The following is a 17,353-nucleotide window of genomic DNA, read 5'->3' as shown; positions in this document are numbered from 1 at the left end:
TTTAAAGACATGTAATACAGGCCCGGGCAGAATCTTTGTTCGGGCCTTTTTATTTGGGTGGCTTGCGACCGGACGGGGCGTTATAATTCGATGGTCTGCATCAGGGAGATTGCATTTATGGACGATAAACAGGGCAATGCCTTACTCAGCGTTTCCGAAATGGGCCGGGCGGATCAACTCACGATTGATTATGGCATAGCGGGTCATGACCTGATGGAGGCGGCGGGACTATCCGTTGTCCGCCATATCATGGCGCGGTACAGCCCGCAGAAGGTTCTGGTGCTTTGCGGCCCCGGAAATAATGGCGGGGACGGTTTTGTCGTGGCGCGTCATCTGGCGCAGGCCGGTTGGGGCGTTGACCTGGCCTTGTTGGGGGAGGTTTCCAACTTGCGTGGCGATGCGGCCGTGATGGCCGCCTGTTACCCCGGCAAAATTCAACCGATCGGAACGGCCGTGTTGCGGGATCATGGGCTAATTGTTGACGCGATCTTCGGTGCGGGCTTGTGTCGGTCTATAGAGGGAGACGTGGCGCAACTGATAAATCAGATAAATGCCGCCGAATGTTCTCTGGTGGCGGTGGATGTGCCCTCCGGCGTGGATGGCGACAGCGGGCAGGTGCGGGGGGTGGCGCTGCAGGCGACTTCAACTGTGACCTTTTTCCGGCGCAAGCCAGGGCATTTACTTTATCCAGGGCGGGCGCTCTGTGGGGAACTGGAGGTCACCGATATTGGAATCCTGCCCCGGGTTCTCAACGAAATACCTCCCCGGACTTGGCGGAACGATCCGGCATTGTGGCGTGAAAGCTTTCCAAGGCACACCGCAACCGGTCATAAATACAGCCGGGGCCACGGGGTGGTGATCAGCGGTGGGGCCGCGCAGGGTGGGGCCGCGCGTCTCGCGGCGAAAGCGGCGCTCAGAATCGGGGCGGGCCTGGTTAGTATCACCTGTCCGGAAGATGCAATCATACCTCATGCGGCCCATTTGACGGCTGTTATGATCAAGCCTTTTTCAGGGCGGGGAGGTATTAAGGAATTGCTTCAGGACCAGCGGCTCAATGCCTGGTGTGTGGGGCCGGGAAATGGCGTTACGGACCGGACGGGGGGGTATGTCCTGGATGTCGTGGGTGCTGGTCGGGCCTGTGTTATTGATGCGGACGGGTTAACGGTGTTTGCGCCTGATCCGGATAAATTGTTTCAGGTGACCCGAAAGGCATCCCGAATGCCGATACTGACCCCGCATGACGGTGAATTTTACCGGTTGTTCCCTGATCTTGGTTCAGTCACGGAAGGTTATAACAAACTGCTTTCCGCCCGGGAGGCGGCGAAGCGCGCCGGGTCGGTGATCCTGCTGAAAGGCCCGGATACCGTGATTGCGGCCCCGGATGGGCGGGCGGTGATCAATGATATTGCGCCGCCCTGGTTGGCGACGGCGGGTTCTGGTGATGTCCTGGCCGGTCTGTGTACGGGCCTGATGGCGCAGGGCATGCCGGCATTTGAGGCGGCGGCGGCGGCGGTTTGGTGCCACAGTAGGGCGGCGATGGCTTTTGGCCCCGGTTTGATATCAGAGGAAATCGAAGGGCAGATTCCCGCGGCCCTGAAAGAGATTCATACAGCAAATTTCTGACAAGGGGTTGACAATCCTCTTATGGTTGACATGTTTGGCCCACTATGGGGTGACGGAAAAGCGTGTTTTGAAGCTTTCTTTACGAAAGCCGTTTTTTCTGTGGAAATTTATAATTAAATGACTATAAAGGCCATCATATATGCAGATTCGACCATATCAATCATAAAAATGCGGGTGTGGCGAAATTGGTAGACGCGCTAGATTTAGGTTCTAGTGTCTTATGACGTGGGGGTTCAAGTCCCTCCACCCGCACCATTTTCCTTGAAAATATGGCAAAAGAGTATAAAGCTCTTCGAAGTTGTGAAATCCATTAACGGGCGAATGAGCCCCTGAAGAAAAGCAGAGTGACATGCAGGTAACAGAAACAAATTCAGAAGGTTTGAAACGCGAGTATAAGGTTGTGATTTCCGCAGCCGATCTGGACGCACGCGTTGACGCAGAAGTCAAAAAGATCCAGGGTCAGGTAAAAATGCCCGGCTTTCGCCCCGGTAAAGCCCCCTTGTCTCTGTTGAAAAAACTGCACGGCAAGAATCTTCTGGGTCAGGTTTTGGAAGAAACCATCAATGCGACATCTCAGGAAGCGCTTGAAAAGAACGAGATCCGTCCGGCCATGCAGCCGAAGATCGAAGTGATCTCTTTCGACGAAGGCAAAGATCTGGAATATTCCATTGAAGTTGAAGTCACGCCGGAATTTGACCTGCCGGACCTTTCCAAGCTGAAGCTGGAGCGTTGGGTTGTTGAAGCAACTGACGAGCAGGTTATGGAAGCGGTTACCAACATCGCGTCTCAGCAGAAGAATTTCAAAGCGGCCGCCAAAACATACAAAGCCAAGACCGGTGATGCGGTTCTGATGGACTTTGTCGGGAAAATGGACGGTGAAGCTTTTGACGGCGGCGCAGCCGAAGGTCATCAGCTGGAGCTGGGCTCCAACAGCTTTATCCCTGGTTTTGAAGAAAAACTGGTTGGCGTTAAAGCCGGTGACGAAAAGGCCGTTGATGTGACTTTCCCGGCCGATTACCACGCGGACAATCTGGCCGGTAAAGATGTTGTCTTTGATGTCAAAATTCATGAAGTGCAGAAGCCTGCCGATGTTGAAATTGACGACGAAATGGCCAAGAAATTTGGTCTGGAAGATCTGAACGCCCTGAAAGACATCGTGCGTAAGCAAGTCGAGCAGGAAAGCAATGGTCTGGCCCGGACAAAATTGAAACGTGCGCTGCTTGATATGCTGGCAGATGAAGTTTCCTTCGACGTTCCCGCCAGTATGGTTGAGCTGGAGTTCAACCAGATCTGGCAGCAGCTGAAGCAGGATCTCCACCGTGAGGCATTGGAAGAAAATCCGGAAATCAAGCCGGAAGACATCGAAGAGCCAGGAGATGACGTTAAAGAAGAATATCAGGCGATTGCTGTCCGTCGGGTTCGTTTGGGTCTTCTGTTGTCCGAAATCGGCGTGAAGAATGATGTTCAGGTTACTCAAGAAGAAGTGACCCGTCAGATCTCGACTGAGGCACAACGTTACCCAGGTCAGGAAAAGCAGGTCTTCGAATTCTATCAGAAGAATCCGCAAGCCATGGCCCAGGTTCGCGCCCCGCTTTACGAAGAAAAAGTAGTAGACTTCATTCTTGAACTGGCTGATGTTACGGATAAGAATGTTACCCGGGACGAGCTTGTTGCAGCGATTGAAGCAGAAGAATCTGAAGATGCAGCCGAGAAGGCAGCGAAGAAGAAACCTGCGAAAAAAGCCGCCGCAAAGAAGCCGGCTGCGAAAAAAGCTGCTGCGCCAAAGAAAGAACCTGCGAAGAAGGCTGCTGAAAAGAAACCAGCGGCTAAAAAGGCAGCTCCTAAAAAAGCCAAGGCTGAAAAATAAAAACTCGGCCGGGGGAGACTAAATTAAGGATTTGGTGACGGGGGTTGATTATAAAAACGTCCGTTACCCCTTTAAACTCAGGAAGGCTGATATGAGCGATATACGTGATACATATATGAATACACTGGTTCCCATGGTTGTGGAGCAAACCAGTCGTGGGGAACGTTCTTTTGATATTTTTTCCCGGCTGCTGAAGGAAAGAATTATCTTTCTGACTGGTCAGGTAAATGATCAGGTCGCCGGATTGATTACAGCCCAGCTGTTGTTCCTGGAAGCGGAAAACCCAAAGAAAGATATTTCTTTCTATATCAATTCACCAGGCGGCGTCGTGACGTCCGGCATGGGGATCTATGATACCATGCAATATATTCGCCCGAAGGTTTCAACGATTTGTATCGGACAGGCCTGTTCTATGGGATCTTTGTTGCTGGCGGCCGGTGAGCCGGGACTGCGCTATTCGCTTCCCAACAGCCGTATTATGGTGCATCAGCCTTCTGGTGGTGCCCAAGGCCAGGCGACGGATATTGAAATCCAGGCCCGGGAGATCCTGTCTTTGCGGGAACGGCTGAATGATATTTATGTTAAGCATACGGGGCAGACTCTGGAGAAAATTCAGAACGCGCTGGAGCGGGATACATTCATGTCGCCGCAGGAAGCCAAGGATTTCGGTCTGGTTGACGAAATCTTTGAAAGCCGCGTCGCCACAGAAAGTTCGGACGCCAGTAAATAAAATTTAAATATTAGGCGAACGTGATTAATTTTTATATTAATCACGTTTGTTAATTAATTATTTCCTTGTTGTTTGTAACACTGTTGTGTGACTGTTCGGGGTATTCATATGAGCATATGAATGCCGCGATTTGATCCGATTTTTCCCAAATTGGACCAGATTGCAGAAAATATGCCTGACCGGAAAAAAACCCATTGAGATTTAGGGGCCAGTCGGAGTAGCATATAGGGAACCTTTAGGAATAGATACCTTATGACGAAATCAAGTTCTAGTGATAGCAAAAATACACTCTATTGTTCATTCTGCGGCAAGAGCCAGCATGAAGTTAAAAAACTGATTGCCGGGCCAACCGTATTTATCTGTGATGAATGTGTTGAGCTATGTATGGACATTATCCGTGAAGAGAACAAAACATCTGCCGGCAAGTCCGGAGATGGTGTGCCGACTCCTACGGAAATTTTGGAAACCTTGAATGATTACGTCATTGGGCAGGCCCAGGCCAAGAAGGTCCTGTCGGTTGCCGTGCATAACCATTACAAACGTCTTCAGCATTCCACGCAGGGTGATGATGTTGAGTTGGCGAAATCCAACATCCTTTTGCTTGGCCCTACAGGCTGTGGCAAGACGCTGTTGGCGCAAACCTTGGCGCGTATTCTGGAAGTCCCCTTCACGATGGCTGACGCCACGACCCTGACCGAAGCCGGTTATGTGGGGGAAGATGTAGAAAATATCATCCTGAAACTGCTTCAGGCGGCTGAATATAATGTGGAGGAGGCCCAGCGCGGCATTGTCTATATTGATGAAGTCGATAAAATCAGCCGTAAATCCGATAATCCCTCTATTACCCGTGACGTATCCGGGGAAGGGGTGCAGCAGGCGCTGCTGAAAATCATGGAAGGCACCGTGGCCAGCGTGCCGCCGCAGGGCGGTCGCAAACATCCACAGCAGGAATTCCTGCAGGTGGATACCACGAACATCCTGTTTATTTGCGGCGGGGCTTTTGCCGGCCTTGATAAAATTATTGCCAACCGTCTCGAAGGTAAATCTATCGGTTTTGGCGCCAATGTGGCGCCTGATGATGACCGGATGATCGGTGAGATTCTGTCTGATCTTGAGCCTGATGATCTGTTGCATTTCGGGCTGATTCCCGAATTTGTCGGGCGGTTACCGGTTCTGGCGACTCTGATGGATCTTGATGAAGGTGCGCTGGTGGAAATTCTCAGTCGGCCTAAAAATGCCCTGGTCAAGCAGTATCAACGCTTGTTTGCTATGGAAGAAGTTGACCTTAACTTTACCGATGATGCGCTTCTGGAAATTGCCAAGAAGGCTATTTTGCGTAAAACCGGAGCCCGTGGCCTACGGTCTATCATGGAGGATATCCTGCTGGACACCATGTTTGAGCTGCCCGGCCTTGAAGGGGTTGAAGAAGTTGTGGTCAACGGTGACGTTGTAAAAGGCACAACCAAGCCGCTTTATATCTACACCAAGACGAAAAAAGGTGAGGCGGGCGCTGTTGCCAGCGTTTAACAACGTCTGACGAGGCGCTTCTGTGCTGTCCTCAATGATGGCTCGCTTTATATCTGTATCAAACCTATTTATCAGGGGGCTTGCATGTAAATATTCATGACAAGCCTCTTGAATATCAGCCTGAAAAGCTTAGATTCAATAGGATAGTTTGTAACAGCCCTAATAATGGAATTTTCCCGGAGCAGGGAAAATGCCCCAATAGATGGAAATCTCAATGAGTATTACATATCCCGTCCTTCCTTTAAGAGATATCGTGGTTTTTCCGCATATGATTGTCCCGTTGTTTGTCGGGCGCGAAAAATCTGTTAAGGCTCTTGAAGATGTGATGAGCAATGATAAGAAGATTCTTCTTGTCTCTCAGAAGGACGCCAATGATGATGATCCTGATGTCGATGATATTTTTACCGTCGGCACCGTCGCGAATGTCTTGCAGCTATTGAAGTTGCCGGATGGCACCGTCAAGGTGTTGGTGGAAGGCAGTGCGCGCGCCAGAATCACACACTTCCTGGATAATGAAGAGTATTTCGAGGCTGAGGCTGAACTGGACCAGCCTGTTGTCGAGGATACGGATGAACTGAAGGGTCTTGTTCGTTCTGTGGTCAAACAGTTCGAGCAATATATCAAGCTGAACAAAAAGATCCCGCCGGAAGTTCTGACTTCTGTAAACCAGATTGATGATCCGGCGAAACTGTCGGATGTGGTGGCATCGCATTTGTCACTGACGATTTCCTCGAAGCAGGAATTGTTGGAGAACTCTGACCTTATGTCACGGCTGGAGAAAATCTACAGCGTGATGGAAGGTGAAATTGGTGTCATGCAGGTGGAGAAGAAGATTCGCCACCGGGTGAAAAACCAGATGGAGAAGACCCAGCGCGAATATTACCTGAATGAGCAGTTAAAGGCCATCCAGAAGGAATTGGGCGAGGCTGACGAGGCCAAGGATGAGCTGGTTGAACTCGAAGAAAAAATCACCAAGACAAAATTGAGCAAGGAAGCCAAGGAAAAGGCGCAGGCCGAGCTCAAGAAATTGAAATCCATGAGCCCGATGTCTGCGGAAGCAACCGTGGTGCGCAACTATCTTGACTGGATTTTGTCTATCCCGTGGAGCAAGAACAGTAAGGCCAAGCTGGATCTGGTTGAGGCGGAGAATATTCTCAATGCCGACCATTATGGTCTCGAAAAAGTGAAGGAACGGATCCTTGAATATCTGGCGGTGCAGAAACGCACCCAGAAAATCAAAGGCCCGATTCTGTGTCTGGTGGGACCTCCGGGTGTTGGCAAGACCTCTCTGGGAAAATCGATTGCCCGGGCGACGGGGCGTGATTTTGTCCGCTTTTCTGTGGGGGGTGTGCGCGATGAAGCCGAGATTCGCGGTCATCGCCGGACCTATATCGGCTCCATGCCGGGTAAAGTCATTCAAAGCATGAAAAAAGCCGGATCAAGCAATCCGATGTTCCTGCTCGACGAGATTGATAAAATGGGCGCGGATTTCCGCGGCGACCCGTCTTCAGCATTGCTCGAGGTTCTGGACCCGGAACAAAACAGTAAATTCAATGATCATTATCTTGAAGTGGATTATGATTTGTCGAATGTGATGTTTGTGACGACTGCCAATACCCTGAATATGCCGCAGCCGCTGCTGGACCGTATGGAAGTGATCAGCCTTTCCGGTTACACGGAAGAGGAAAAGGTTGAGATCGCCAGACGTCATCTTATTCCGAAGCAGATGAAGGATCATGGTCTGAAGGATGAGGAATGGTCCATTTCCGAAGGTGCCTTGAAAGATCTTATCCGGTCTTATACCCGGGAAGCGGGCGTGCGTAATTTGGAACGGGAAATTGCCCGGTTGGTGCGCAAGGCGGTTAAGGAAATCGTCCTGGGCAAAGTCAAAGCCGTGAAGGTGACGACCCGTAATCTCGAAAAATATGGTGGCGTCAAACGCTTTGCCTATGGCGAGCTGGAAGATGTCGATATGATTGGGGTAACAACCGGTTTGGCGTGGACAGAGGTCGGCGGAGTTATTCTGCAGATCGAAGCCATCACATCACCTGGCAAGGGCAAGGTCACTGTTACCGGGAAACTTGGCGATGTGATGCAGGAATCCATTCAGGCGGCGATGAGTTATGTGCGTTCGCGCGCGCTGGATTTCGGTATTCAGCCATCTGTCTTTAATAAAAATGATATTCATATCCATTTGCCGGAAGGGGCGACACCTAAAGACGGTCCGTCTGCCGGGGTGGGCATGATTACCTCAATAGTGTCCGTATTGACCAACAATGCCGTACGACGTGATGTGGCTATGACCGGTGAGATCAGTCTGCGGGGCAGGGTGCTGCCTATTGGCGGATTGAAGGAGAAGCTGCTTGCTGCGTTGCGCAGTGGAATCAAGACGGTTTTGATCCCGGAAGAGAATGTGAAGGACCTGGCGGAAATTCCCGACAACGTTATTCGCGGCCTGGATATCAAAGCGGTGAGCCGGGTGGATGAGGTTTTGGAAGTCGCGCTTGCAGAATCACTTACACCACTTGCGCCGGAAGATGTGGAGCCGCCGACGCCAATGGCGGCAGACCGCGGTGATTCTGACTTTGAGGCACCTCTACGACATTAACAAAAGGTTAACAAATCGGCTTTTATTAGCCTAAAAAGCACATCTTTGACGGAAGGATGTGCTTTTTTGTTGGATAATAGCAGCTTAATTTCAATGTCAAGCAAACTTTATGTGAAAAACCGCAGTTTTGTAGGGTTTTTTCTTTGACGGATGAAAAAACCGTGGCTAAACTGCATTCACTTTTAACCAGTTCAATAATACTTTACATAAGGGGAAGATAGTGAACAAAAACGATCTCATCGCCGCCGTGGCAACTGCCGCAGACCTTTCAAAAGCAGACGCAGCATCAGCTGTTGATGGCGTATTTTCTTCAATCACAAGCGCAATGGCTTCTGGTGACGAAGTACGTTTGGTCGGTTTTGGTACTTTCAGTGTTGCACAACGTGCAGCCAGCGAAGGCCGTAACCCACGTACCGGTGAAAAAATACAAATTCCTGCTTCCAAGCAGCCTAAATTTAAAGCCGGTAAAGGCCTTAAAGACGCTGTGAACAAGTAATTTATCTAATTAAAAAAGACGGTTAGCAAAAAAAATGCTAACCGTCTTTTTTATGCTTTACATATCTCCATGCAGCCTGTAGATATGCACCCACAAGATGCTTGACGGCATCTTGATTTAAGAAGATGGGGCGATTAGCTCAGTTGGTAGAGCGCTTCGTTTACACCGAAGATGTCGGGAGTTCGAGTCTCTCATCGCCCACCATTATCTTAAATATTACAGTAACTTAGTTGATTAAATTTCTTCGAAATAAAATTAAAAAGTTGCTTGACTGATCCGGGGCAATAGCTTAAATCAGTCACACACACCCAGGGGGGTGTAGCTCAGTTGGTTAGAGCGCTGGCCTGTCACGCCAGAGGTCGCGGGTTCGAGTCCCGTCACTCCCGCCACTCTCTTTTTCCTCATTTCAAATTCATTTCATGATGTAATTCTAATATGGTTCCTGTCCGGGTTCTGTAAGTCAGTATTTGTACATCTGCTTTTCCTCTGCTATATAATTTCATAAGTGAAGTTTTTTACGAAAAAATCATTGGCAATTTGCTTCGCTTCAGTCTATTAAGCTTGGCGAGGGTTCAAGCCTTGGAGTGGGTGGCTGAAACTTATGTTTTGTGGTTTTAACAATCATACCTGTTCCGTTGCGCACGCTGAGGATTGAGCAAACAAGTGACCGTTTTCAATGTGGGTGGCTCCGTTCTAGTCAGATAGAATCCTGCTCACCAAATTTTATATAGAAGGGGTTGGGCACAGATGAATGAATTGCTGCTCGAATATCTTCCAATTCTGATTTTCTTTTTTATTGCGATCGTCTTGTCAGGCGTGTTCATTGTGCTCCCCATGTTGCTGGTCAAGCAAAAGCCGGATCCGGAAAAGCTGTCCGCGTACGAATGTGGGTTTGAAGCCTTTGATAGCGCCCGGAAGCCCTTTGATGTGCGCTTCTATCTGGTCGCCATTCTGTTTATCATTTTTGATCTGGAAGTGGCCTTCCTCTTTCCCTGGGCGGTATCTCTTGGTAAAATCGGCTTGTTTGGATTTGTCTCCATGATGATTTTCCTGGGGGTTCTGACCATCGGGTTTATTTATGAGTGGAAGAAAGGTGCTTTGGAATGGGAGTAGACATGACAAAGAAGGACGACATCGCAAATCTGCCGGTTGCAGATCAGGATGCATACTTTAAGTCCATTTCTGATGAATTGTCCGATAAGGGTTTTGTTGTCGCCAATCTGGATGATGTCATTGCCTGGGCCCGTACCGGGTCTTTGTGGTGGATGACGTTTGGTCTGGCGTGTTGCGCCGTTGAGATGATGCATTCCAGTATGCCCCGCTATGATGTGGAACGCATGGGATTTGCCCCACGCGCTTCCCCGCGTCAATCTGATGTGATGATCGTTGCGGGGACGCTGACCAATAAGATGGCTCCGGCGTTACGCAAGGTTTATGATCAGATGGCGGAACCCCGCTATGTGATTTCCATGGGAAGCTGCGCCAATGGCGGCGGCTATTATCATTATTCTTATTCTGTAGTGCGCGGTTGCGACAGAATTGTTCCCGTAGATATTTATGTTCCCGGTTGTCCTCCGACAGCTGAGGCGCTGGTATATGGCATTCTTCAATTGCAGAAGAAAATTCGTCGAACAGTGTCCCTGGACAGATAAGGTGTGATGCAGATGAGTAACCTGGATACCCTCAAGGAAATGGGTCAGTCTATTGCTGGGGCCCTGGAAAATGAAGTGAACGGCTATGAGGTGGCGTTTGGTGAATTGACCCTTACGGCCCGTGCGGACAAGATCGTTACGATCCTGACCCATCTTCGCGACGAGAGCAGCTGTAAATTTGTTCAGTTGGTCGATGTCTGCGGTGTGGATTACCCGGAACGTCCGAAACGTTTCGATGTGGTTTACCACCTGTTGAGCCTGAAGCACAATATTCGTCTTCGGATCAAGGTCGAAGCCGACGATGAAACGCCGGTGCCTTCCGTGGTAGAGGTCTTCCCATCCGCCAGTTGGTACGAGCGTGAGGTATGGGATATGTACGGCGTCATGTTTGATAATCATCCTGATCTGCGCCGCATCCTGACTGATTATGGTTTTCAGGGACATCCGCAACGCAAGGACTTCCCGCTGACCGGCTATGTTGAGCTGCGCTACAGTGAAGAAGAAAAACGCGTGGTGTATGAGCCGGTGAGCTTGCCACAGGAATTCCGCGATTTTGATTTCATGAGTCCCTGGGAAGGGGCCAAATATATTCTGCCCGGAGATGAAAAAGCTGACGATCAAGGGCAGGAGGGTTAATTATGGCTGAAGTCGACATTAAAAATTACAACATCAACTTTGGACCACAGCATCCGGCGGCGCATGGGGTGCTGCGTCTGATTCTGGAACTTGACGGCGAAGTTGTTGAGCGGGCCGATCCGCATATTGGTCTGCTGCACCGGGGTACGGAAAAACTGATCGAGAACAAGACTTATCTGCAGGCAATTCCTTATTTTGACCGCCTTGATTATGTGTCTCCGATGAACCAGGAACACGCTTTCTGTCTGGCGATTGAAAAGTTGCTGGAACTGGAAGTGCCGGAGCGTGGCCAGTATATCCGCGTTCTATATGCGGAAATTGGCCGTATCCTCAATCATATTATGAATATCACGGCTCATGGTATGGATGTGGGCGCCTTGACGCCGATCCTCTGGGGCTTTGAAGAACGCGAATTGCTGATGGAATTCTATGAGCGGGTGTGTGGTGCGCGTCTGCACGCCAACTATTACCGTCCTGGCGGTGTTCATCAGGATCTGCCGGCCGGTCTTGCCGATGATATTCTGCGTTGGTGCGATAATTTCCCTAAAACGCTCAATGACATGGAAACACTGGTCACGGAAAACCGGATTTTCAAGCAGCGCAATGTGGATATCGGCGTGGTTTCCGTTGAGGAATGTCACGCCATGGGCTTCAGTGGTGTGATGCTGCGGGGCTCAAACGTGCCGTGGGACCTGCGTAAATCGCAGCCTTACGATGTTTATAACGAAATTGATTTTGATGTTGTTGTCGGTAAGAACGGCGATTGCTATGACCGGTATGTCGTCCGTATCGAGGAAATGTATCAGAGTCTGCGCATTATTCGTCAGTGTATTGAGAAGATGCCGAAAGGCCCTGTGATCTCGACGGACCACACCATCACTCCGCCGCCGCGGGCGACGATCAAGACGTCGATGGAAGCCTTGATCCAGCATTTCAAACTTTATACCGAAGGCTTTAAAGTGCCTGAAGGTGAGGTTTATGCTGCGGTCGAAGCGCCAAAGGGTGAGTTTGGTGTCTACCTGGTGTCCGATGGCAGCAACAAGCCTTACCGTTGTAAAATTCGCGCACCGGGGTATGCGCATCTTCAGGCGATGGACCATGTCGCCAAGGGTCATATGCTGGCGGATATTCCGGCATTGATCGGTTCTTTTGATATCGTGTTCGGAGAAATTGACCGATGAACATCAGTGTAAGAAACGCCGAAGGGTTCGCGTTTACGCCCGAGAATTTAAAATGGGCCGAAACCCAATTGGCGAAATACCCGGAAAGCCGGAAGCAAAGCGCGGTCATGCCGCTGCTGCAAAAGGCGCAGGAACAGAACAATGGATGGGTGTCCGTGCCGGTGATGGAATATATCGCCGATATGCTGGAAATGCCCTATATCCGGGTGAATGAGGTCGCGACCTTTTACACCATGTATAATTTGAAGCCTGTTGGCAAGCATGTGATCGAGGTTTGCACCACGACACCTTGCTGGTTGCGCGGCTCGGATAATGTGGTTTCCGCTTGTAAGCAGGAACTCGGTATCGGGTTTGGCGAAACAACAGAAGACGGCGAATTTACCCTGTTGGAAGTTGAATGCGCCGGGGCCTGTGTCAATGCCCCCGTGATTGCCTATAAAGAAGAATATTACGAGGATCTGGACGATCAGAGCACCCGGAAATTCATTCAGGCGATTAAAAGCGGCGAGGTGCCGGTTCCCGGACCACAAACCACAGACCGTCACAAGTCTGCCCCTCAGGGCGGCCCGACGACCCTGAAAGAATTCTGTGCGACACAGGGAGGTAAAGTATAATGCTGGCTGATAAGGATCGTATCTTTACCAATCTCTATGGCTATCAGAGCTATGGACTTGACGCGGCGAAAAAACGTGGCGACTGGGACGGCACCAAGGAACTTCTGGCCAAGGGTGTTGACTGGATCATTGACGAAATGAAATCTTCCGGCCTGCGCGGTCGGGGCGGGGCGGGTTTTCCGACCGGCCTGAAGTGGTCTTTCATGCCAAAAGAATCTGATGGCCGACCTCATTATCTGGTGGTCAATGCTGACGAAGGCGAGCCCGGGACCTGTAAAGACCGGGAAATTATGCGTCATGACCCGCACAAGCTGATCGAAGGCTGTCTGGTGGCGGGGTTCGCCATGCGGGCCTGTGCGGCCTATATCTATATTCGTGGTGAATTCGTCCATGAAGCCAAGGTTCTGGAAGACGCCATCGCCGAATGTTACAAAGCCGGCCTGATCGGTGACGATGCCTGCGGCAGTGGCTACAAGTTTGATGTTTATGTCCATCGCGGTGCCGGGGCTTATATCTGCGGCGAAGAAACCGCATTGATCGAAAGCCTGGAAGGCAAGAAAGGCCAACCGCGCCTGAAGCCGCCATTTCCGGCCAACGTCGGTCTTTATGGCTGTCCCTCAACGGTGAATAACGTTGAATCCATTGCAGTTGCGCCGACTATTCTGCGGCGCGGCGGGGCTTGGTTCGCCAGCCTCGGGCGGGAAAATAACACCGGAACCAAACTTTTCTGTATTTCAGGGCATGTGAACAATCCTTGCAATGTGGAAGAGGAAATGGGCATTCCGCTGAAGGAACTGATTGAGAAGCATGCCGGTGGCGTGCGTGGCGGTTGGGATAATCTTCTGGCGGTGATCCCGGGTGGATCTTCCGTTCATATGATCCCCAAAAGCGTTTGCGATACAGTTCTTATGGATTTTGACAGTCTGCGCGCCGAAGGCACGGGTCTTGGCACGGCGGCGGTGATCGTTATGGATAAATCTACAGACATCGTGCGGGCGATTGCGCGTCTGTCCGAATTTTATCATCATGAAAGCTGTGGTCAGTGTACGCCTTGTCGCGAAGGCACCGGCTGGATGTCACGGGTGATGATCCGTATGGTATCCGGCGAGGCGGAACTGGACGAGATCGATATGTTGCTTGATGTAACCCGGAAGGTTGAAGGGCATACCATTTGTGCGCTCGGCGATGCCGCGGCCTGGCCCATTCAGGGTCTGTTCCGTCATTTTCGCCCGGAAGTGGAACGTCGTATTCTGGAATATAAAAACAGCCGTACTGCGGCTTGAGGAAGTGTGGAGTTTAACGAATGCCAACGCTTAACGTCGACGGAATAGAGGTAGAGGTAGAAGCCGGGTCAACCGTACTTCAGGCCTGTGAAGCCGCCGGGATTGAAATTCCGCGCTTTTGTTTCCATGAACGTCTGTCCATTTCGGGCAACTGCCGCATGTGTCTGGTTGAAATGGAAAAAGCGCCGAAGCTCATTGCTTCCTGCGCCATGCCTGCCGGTGACGGTATGGTCATCCATACCAAGAGCGAAAAAGTCAAACGCGGCCGGGAAGGGGTGCTGGAATTCACCCTGATCAACCATCCGCTTGATTGTCCGGTCTGTGACCAGGGTGGCGAATGCGACCTGCAGGATCAGTATCTCTATTACAGTGGCGATGATAACCGCTACGAAGAAGGCCGGCGGATTGTCGCCAAGGATGACTTCGGACCGCTGGTGAAAACCGTGATGACCCGTTGTATTCATTGTACCCGCTGTGTACGCTTTGCTGACGAGATTGCCGGTGTGCCGGCCTTGGGCGGTATCGGTCGCGGCGATCATATGGAAATCACCACCTATAAAGAACAGCCTTTTGCCTCGGAACTGTCCGGCAATGTGGTTGATCTTTGCCCGGTGGGGGCGCTGACCAACAAGCCTTACGCCTTTACGGCGCGGCCCTGGGAATTGAAATCGACAGAAACCTTCGACGTGCATGACGCCATGGGCGCCAGCGTTCGGGCTGACGCCCGCGGACGTGAAGTGATGCGTTTCCTGCCCCGGGTTCATGAAGATGTTAACGAAGAATGGATTTCCGACAAAACCCGTCAGGCCGTTGATGGTCTGAAATACAAACGGCTTGATACGCCTTATGTGCGCAAAGATGGTGTGATGAAAGCGGCTAGCTGGGACGAAGCTTTCGACGTTATCGCGCAGAAAGTCAAGGGCCTGAGCGGTGACAAAATAGCCGGTCTGGTCGGTGATCTGTGTGATATGGAAAGCATGTATGCCCTGAAAGGCTTGCTGGGTTCGCTCGGCTCCACCACCATCGACTGTCGTCAGGACGGCGCTAAATATGGCGGCAAACATCGGGTCGGGTATCTTTTCAATACGAGTATTGCCGGGATTGATGAGGCGGACGCGGCGCTTCTGGTGGGCACAAACCCACGGAAAGAGGCGGCAGTATTGAATATTCGTCTGCGCTATTTATCAAAACGTGGCGCGATAGCTTCTGTCGGCGAACAGGAAAACCTAACCTATCCGGTGCTGGATCTTGGCGATACAGTGAAGGCTCTGGAAGAATTGCTGAAAGGCAAAGGCGATTTCGCCAAGACCCTGAAAGCGGCCAAGAAGCCGATGATCATTCTCGGGTCTGGTGCGGTTTGTCATCCGGACGGAGCCACGATCCTGAAGCTTGCCCATGATATTGCCGACAAGTTCGGCATGGTCAAGAAAGACTGGAACGGGTTCAATATGCTGCATCATGCGGCGAGCCGGGTCGGTGCGATGGATCTGGGACTTGTCTCTGATCTGGGCGTGAATGGTATTCTTGATAAAGCCGCCAGCGGCGATATCGAGGTGATCTTTAACCTGGGCGCGGATGAATTTGACAGCGCACGGCTGGAAAAGGCTTTTGTGGTTTATCAGGGCCATCACGGCGACGAAGGCGTGAAACATGCCGACGTCATCCTGCCGGGTGTTGCCTATACGGAAAAACCGGGCACTTATATTAATCTCGAAGGCCGGGTGCAGGTCGCGCCGCGGGCGATCTTTGGTCCGGGCGAAGCCCGCGAAGACTGGACGATCCTGCGGGCGTTGTCTGAAAAACTGGGTCATACCCTGCCATATGACAATCTGGCGGAATTGCGCAACAAACTTGTTCTTGAATTCCCGCAGGTGGCTAAGGTCGACCAGTTGCCCAAAGAAGAATGGGCCGATTTCGGGGTGGCGGGCACTGCGTCCGAGACACCGATCAGCAATATCTTCCGGGATTTCTATCAGACCAATCCCATTGCACGGGCATCGAAAGTGATGGCGGAATGCAGTACGGCCTATGAAGGGGCCAAATTTGTAGCGGAGGCAAAGGCAACCAATGGCTGATTTACTCGTTGAATTCTTCTTTTGGGCGTTCGGCGTCACACTGGCCCCCTGGCTCGCAACCGGTATGGGTATTGTTGCCGGCATTCTCGCGATTACACTGCCGCTGCTGCTGGTTGTCGCCATGAGCGTTTACATGGACCGGAAGGTCTGGGCCGGGATGCAGATGCGCCGCGGACCAAACGTGGTGGGTCCCTGGGGCCTGTTGCAATCTTTCGCGGATGGCCTGAAACTGTTCCTGAAGGAAACCATCATTCCGGCGAGCGCCAACAAGTTTATCTTCCTGTTGGCTCCGGCTTTGACCTTCATTCTGGCCCTTGTCGGCTGGGCGGTGATCCCCTTTGATGCGGGCATGGTTCTGGCGGATCTGAATGTGGGTATCCTGTATCTCTTCGCGATTTCGTCCCTCGGCGTTTACGGCATTATCCTGTCCGGCTGGGCCAGTAACTCGCGGTATGCCTTTCTTGGCGCACTCCGGTCTTCGGCGCAGATGGTGTCTTACGAGGTTTCCATCGGTTTTGTACTGGTGACCGTATTGATGTGCGTGGGGTCTTTGAACCTCAGTGATATCGTTATGGCGCAAAAGGGAACCTTCCTGGGCGTCAATGGATATTGGTTCACGCCACTGTTTCCGATGTTTATTGTCTTCTTCATCTCGGCACTGGCGGAAACCAACCGGCCGCCGTTTGACTTGCCGGAAGCGGAAGCCGAGATTGTTGCGGGTTACCAGATCGAATATTCCTCCATGTCGTTCGCCCTGTTCTTCCTCGGCGAATATGCCAACATCATTCTGATGTGCGCTATGACCAGTATTCTTTTCCTTGGCGGCTGGCTGCCCCCTTTTGATTGGGCGCCGCTCTATGTTATTCCGGGGTGGATCTGGTTTTTTGGCAAGATTTTCTTCATGTTCTTCGTATTTGCCTGGGTCAAGGCGACGGTCCCCCGTTACCGCTATGACCAGCTGATGCGCCTGGGCTGGAAAGTATTCCTGCCGATTTCATTACTTTGGGTAGTTTTAACCGGATTATTCTTGTTGTTGACCGACAAGATACCGGCGTAACGGA

14 protein-coding genes and 3 tRNA genes are annotated in these 17,353 nt (G+C 51.2%); all 17 read left to right on the top strand.

The window, feature by feature from the left end:
• Positions 1-117 precede the first annotated feature (117 nt).
• The 17 genes from FIV45_RS10990 (at position 118) to nuoH (ending at position 17,349) form a co-directional block, all read left to right on the top strand.
• A complete protein-coding gene (locus FIV45_RS10990) occupies positions 118-1,623 on the top strand; it encodes an NAD(P)H-hydrate dehydratase (RefSeq protein WP_099472197.1) in 1,506 nt (501 codons plus the stop codon).
• Positions 1,624-1,793: 170 nt separating this feature from the next.
• Positions 1,794-1,878: transfer RNA gene (locus tag FIV45_RS10985), tRNA-Leu, on the top strand.
• A gap of 94 nt (positions 1,879-1,972) precedes the next feature.
• Positions 1,973-3,490, top strand: coding sequence for a trigger factor (tig, locus tag FIV45_RS10980; protein WP_099472198.1), 1,518 nt, complete (start codon positions 1,973-1,975; stop codon positions 3,488-3,490).
• Positions 3,491-3,581: 91 nt separating this feature from the next.
• On the top strand, positions 3,582-4,220 hold the full coding sequence (gene clpP, locus FIV45_RS10975; RefSeq protein ID WP_099472199.1) for an ATP-dependent Clp endopeptidase proteolytic subunit ClpP: 639 nt from the start codon (positions 3,582-3,584) through the stop codon (positions 4,218-4,220).
• Positions 4,221-4,472: 252 nt separating this feature from the next.
• The gene (gene clpX, locus FIV45_RS10970) at positions 4,473-5,747 is read left to right on the top strand and encodes an ATP-dependent Clp protease ATP-binding subunit ClpX (RefSeq protein WP_099472200.1); all 1,275 of its coding nucleotides are present in this window, start codon (positions 4,473-4,475) and stop codon (positions 5,745-5,747) included.
• Between the two features lie 214 nt (positions 5,748-5,961).
• A complete protein-coding gene (lon, locus tag FIV45_RS10965; RefSeq protein WP_235868141.1) occupies positions 5,962-8,355 on the top strand; it encodes an endopeptidase La in 2,394 nt (797 codons plus the stop codon).
• Positions 8,356-8,572: 217 nt separating this feature from the next.
• A complete protein-coding gene (locus FIV45_RS10960; RefSeq protein WP_204602150.1) occupies positions 8,573-8,851 on the top strand; it encodes an HU family DNA-binding protein in 279 nt (92 codons plus the stop codon).
• A gap of 128 nt (positions 8,852-8,979) precedes the next feature.
• Positions 8,980-9,055: transfer RNA gene (locus FIV45_RS10955), tRNA-Val, on the top strand.
• A gap of 108 nt (positions 9,056-9,163) precedes the next feature.
• Positions 9,164-9,240 (top strand) — tRNA-Asp (locus FIV45_RS10950).
• 358 nt (positions 9,241-9,598) lie between these two features.
• Positions 9,599-9,964 carry an NADH-quinone oxidoreductase subunit A gene (locus FIV45_RS10945; protein WP_099472203.1) on the top strand — a complete coding sequence of 122 codons (366 nt, stop codon included), beginning with the start codon at positions 9,599-9,601 and terminating at the stop codon, positions 9,962-9,964.
• Positions 9,955-10,503 carry a NuoB/complex I 20 kDa subunit family protein gene (locus tag FIV45_RS10940; protein ID WP_099472204.1) on the top strand — a complete coding sequence of 183 codons (549 nt, stop codon included), beginning with the start codon at positions 9,955-9,957 and terminating at the stop codon, positions 10,501-10,503. Before FIV45_RS10945 ends, FIV45_RS10940 begins: the two co-directional genes overlap by 10 nt.
• A gap of 12 nt (positions 10,504-10,515) precedes the next feature.
• Entirely contained in the window at positions 10,516-11,139 is a 624-nt protein-coding gene (locus tag FIV45_RS10935; protein ID WP_181040062.1) for an NADH-quinone oxidoreductase subunit C, read from the top strand.
• 2 nt (positions 11,140-11,141) lie between these two features.
• Complete coding sequence (locus FIV45_RS10930; protein ID WP_099472205.1) at positions 11,142-12,320, top strand: NADH-quinone oxidoreductase subunit D; 1,179 nt, start codon at positions 11,142-11,144, stop codon at positions 12,318-12,320.
• The gene (gene nuoE, locus FIV45_RS10925; RefSeq protein WP_099472206.1) at positions 12,317-12,934 is read left to right on the top strand and encodes an NADH-quinone oxidoreductase subunit NuoE; all 618 of its coding nucleotides are present in this window, start codon (positions 12,317-12,319) and stop codon (positions 12,932-12,934) included. Before FIV45_RS10930 ends, nuoE begins: the two co-directional genes overlap by 4 nt.
• Complete coding sequence (nuoF, locus tag FIV45_RS10920; RefSeq protein WP_099472207.1) at positions 12,934-14,217, top strand: NADH-quinone oxidoreductase subunit NuoF; 1,284 nt, start codon at positions 12,934-12,936, stop codon at positions 14,215-14,217. The genes nuoE and nuoF overlap by 1 nt, the downstream gene beginning before the upstream one ends.
• Positions 14,218-14,237: 20 nt before the next feature.
• Positions 14,238-16,292, top strand: coding sequence for an NADH-quinone oxidoreductase subunit NuoG (gene nuoG, locus FIV45_RS10915; RefSeq protein ID WP_099472208.1), 2,055 nt, complete (start codon positions 14,238-14,240; stop codon positions 16,290-16,292).
• Between the two features lie 64 nt (positions 16,293-16,356).
• The gene (gene nuoH, locus FIV45_RS10910; protein ID WP_099472321.1) at positions 16,357-17,349 is read left to right on the top strand and encodes an NADH-quinone oxidoreductase subunit NuoH; all 993 of its coding nucleotides are present in this window, start codon (positions 16,357-16,359) and stop codon (positions 17,347-17,349) included.
• The last annotated feature ends 4 nt before the right edge of the window (positions 17,350-17,353 follow it).

Source organism: Paremcibacter congregatus (assembly GCF_006385135.1).
GTDB lineage: Bacteria > Pseudomonadota > Alphaproteobacteria > Sphingomonadales > Emcibacteraceae > Paremcibacter > Paremcibacter congregatus.
This window is presented reverse-complemented; position numbering and strand designations above follow the sequence as displayed.